The organism is Pseudonocardia sp. McavD-2-B, assembly GCF_024124365.1.
GTDB classification, from domain to species: Bacteria; Actinomycetota; Actinomycetes; order Mycobacteriales; family Pseudonocardiaceae; genus Pseudonocardia; species Pseudonocardia alni.
Genome location: NZ_JAMXSG010000440.1, coordinates 1 through 2,732 on the forward strand (window position 1 = coordinate 1; position 2,732 = coordinate 2,732).

3 protein-coding genes are annotated in these 2,732 nt (G+C 78.1%); all 3 read left to right on the forward strand.

The window, feature by feature from the left end:
- A partial coding sequence (locus tag NH602_RS29880) for a response regulator transcription factor (protein ID WP_253069567.1) occupies positions 1–589 on the forward strand: 589 nt, incomplete at its 5' end.
- A gap of 43 nt (positions 590–632) precedes the next feature.
- A complete protein-coding gene (locus tag NH602_RS29885) occupies positions 633–1,154 on the forward strand; it encodes a helix-turn-helix transcriptional regulator (RefSeq protein WP_253069568.1) in 522 nt (173 codons plus the stop codon).
- Between the two features lie 11 nt (positions 1,155–1,165).
- A complete protein-coding gene (locus NH602_RS29890; protein ID WP_253069569.1) occupies positions 1,166–2,629 on the forward strand; it encodes a serine hydrolase in 1,464 nt (487 codons plus the stop codon).
- The last annotated feature ends 103 nt before the right edge of the window (positions 2,630–2,732 follow it).

The following is a 2,732-nucleotide window of genomic DNA, read 5'->3' on the forward strand; positions in this document are numbered from 1 at the left end:
GGCGGTGGCGGTGGGGGGGCCGGTGGGGCCGCGGGGGGTCGAGGTCGTGGCCCACGTGCCGCCCGCGCCCGCCGAGGGGGCCGCGGCTGCGGTCGACCGCGCCCGGCCCGGTCTGGTCCTGGTCGACCTGACCGGCCCCGAGGGTGTGGCGCCCGCGGTGATCGCCGCCGTGCTCGCCCGCGTGCCGGACGCGGCGGTGCTCGCCGTCGCCTGTGCGGTCGCCGACCACGCCCGGGTCCTCGACGCGGTACGGGCCGGGGCGACCGGCGTCGCGACCGGTGCCGACCCCCGGGAGCTGGCCGCCGTCGCCGCCGCGGCCGCCGCCGGGCGTCCCGCGTTCTCCCCGGGGCTGGCCGACGTCGTCCTGGAGTCGGTCGCGGCCCCCACACACGCGGTGCCCGAGCTCAGCCCGCGCGAGTCCGAGGTGCTGCGGCTGGTGGTCGAGGGGCTCACCGCCAGGCAGATCGCGGCCCGGCTCGTGCTGTCCCCGCGCACGGTCGAGAACCACGTGCAGCGGCTGCTGCGCAAGTTCGAGGTGCCCGGCCGTGCGGCCCTCGTCCGGCACGCGATCGAGTACGGGCTCGCCTGAAAGTCGTTTGTGCGTTTCCACGTACTTCCGTATTTTGAGGTGCGTGAGCGGCATCGAGGAGCGGCTGCGCGCCGTCGAACAGGCCGTCGTCGAGCTGCAGGAGGCCCTGCGGGCCGCCGACCGACCGGACGCCGTCGGGCCCGCGGACACCGCCGTCCCCGACGACGACGCGCTGTGGGCGCTGACCGGGCTGGAGGCCCGCAGCCCCGGCGCGGTGCTGATGGCCGGCAGCGTCGGGCTCCCCGGCGACGAGGGCACCGTCCGCTGGCAGTACGCCCGCCCGGGCGAGGTCCTGCTCGACGCCGACTGGCCCGAGCTGAGCGCGACCCTCGACGCGCTCGCCCACCCCGCGCGGCTCGCGATCCTGCAGCACGTGCTGGGTGGCGTGCACAACACCGCCGAGCTGCTGGAACAGCCCTCGGTGGGCACGACCGGCCAGCTGCACCACCACCTGCGCCAGCTCGTCGCCGCCGGCTGGCTGGCCTCGACCCGGCGCGGCCACTACGAGGTCCCGGCCGCCCGGGTCGTCCCGCTGCTGGTCACCGTCCTGGCCGCGCACCGCTGAGAGGACCCGCCATGACCGCCACCACCTCCGCGCCCGCCGGGGTCGGACGCCGCATCGGGACCGCCGCCGCTGTCGCCGCCGTGTTGGCGGTGCTCGTCGGCGTGGTCGCCGGCCCCGAGCACCGACGGCTCGGGCCGCAGACCACCGGCGATCCGGCCCTGGCCGAGCGGATCCGGGCTGCCGCGGGCGGGCACGGCGGCTACCGGTCGCTCGCCGTCGCCGAGGTCACGCCGACGACGGTCACCACCTCCGGGCTCGGCCCCGCGGACATCGGGGCCCCCTTCGAGATCGGGTCGGTCACCAAGACGTTCACGGCCGCGTTGTTCGCCGACGCGGTGACCCGCGGCGAGGTCCGCCCCGACGACCCGCTCGAGCGCGCACTGCCGGAGCTGACGGGCACCCCGGCGGGCGCGGTCACGCTCGCCTCGCTCGCCCAGCACCGCTCCGGGCTGCCGGTTCTGGGGGCGACCGCCGCCGCCCGGGCCCTGGCCACGACGGTGAACCTGAACCCGTACGCGTCGACGACCACCGCGCAGCTCCTCGACGACGCCCGCACCGCCGCGGTGGACCCGCAGCAGCCGCCGACGTACTCCAACTTCGGCGTCGCGCTGCTCGGGACCGCGGTCGTCCGCGCCGCCGGCGCCGACGGGTACCCGCAGCTGGTCGCGGACCGGATCACGGGGCCCCTCGGCATGACCTCGACGAGCTTCGCCGCCACCGGCGCGCAGGTCCCGGACACCGCGGTCCCCGGGCACCGCGACAACGGCCGCCCCGCGCCCCGCTGGGCCGGCGAGGGCTACCTGCCCGCCGGGAGCTCCACGTTCTCGACCGTCGACGACCTCGCGCGCTGGGCCGCGGCCCAGCTCACCGGCGCCGCACCCGGCACCGGCGCGCTGGTCCCGACCGCGCAGGACGACCCCGGCACGTCGATCGGCTGGATCTGGGTCACCAGCGGGGCCACCGGCGCCGACGGCGCCCGGTACCCCTACGTCTGGCACAACGGAGGCACCGCCGGGTTCAGCAGCATGCTGGCCCTCGACCGCGAGGGCGGGCGGGCGGTCGTCGTGCTCGGCGACACCACCGCCGGGGTCGAACCGGTCGCCCGCACCCTGCTGTTCGGCACACCCCCGTCCGACGACGGCGCGGACCTGCTCGCGTGGGCGCCGGCCGCGATCGCGGCGCTCTTCTCGCTGCTCGCGCTGCGCCGCGCGCTGCGGGAGGGTGCGCTGCTGCCGATCGCCGACGGCCTGCTGACCGCGGTGTTCGGGCTGGTGCTGCTGTGGAACCGGGGCCCGTGGGCCTCGGTCGGCGGCTGGGTGTGGGGGCTCGCGCTCGCACCGGCCGCCGCAGCGCTGGCGGTCGCGGTGCTGCGGGGCCGGGGGCTGCCGCTGCACCCGGCCGGGCGCACCGTCACGGCCTGGGCCGGGCCCGGTGTCTCGGCACTGCTGGTCGCCGTGGTGGTGTGGGCCGGCTGAGCTGCGGGCGCGCGCTGCACGGAGGCGAGAGGCGCGCCGCGCAGTGCTGCCGCCGCACCGACCCGCGGGTGCCGGGTGCGGGGACACGCCGCGTCGGGCCGTA

Coding starts and splice junctions, on each gene's coding strand:
- NH602_RS29890 (WP_253069569.1), top strand. CDS start 1,166: ATGACCGCCACCACCTCCGCGCCCGCCGGGGTCGGACGCCGCATCGGG.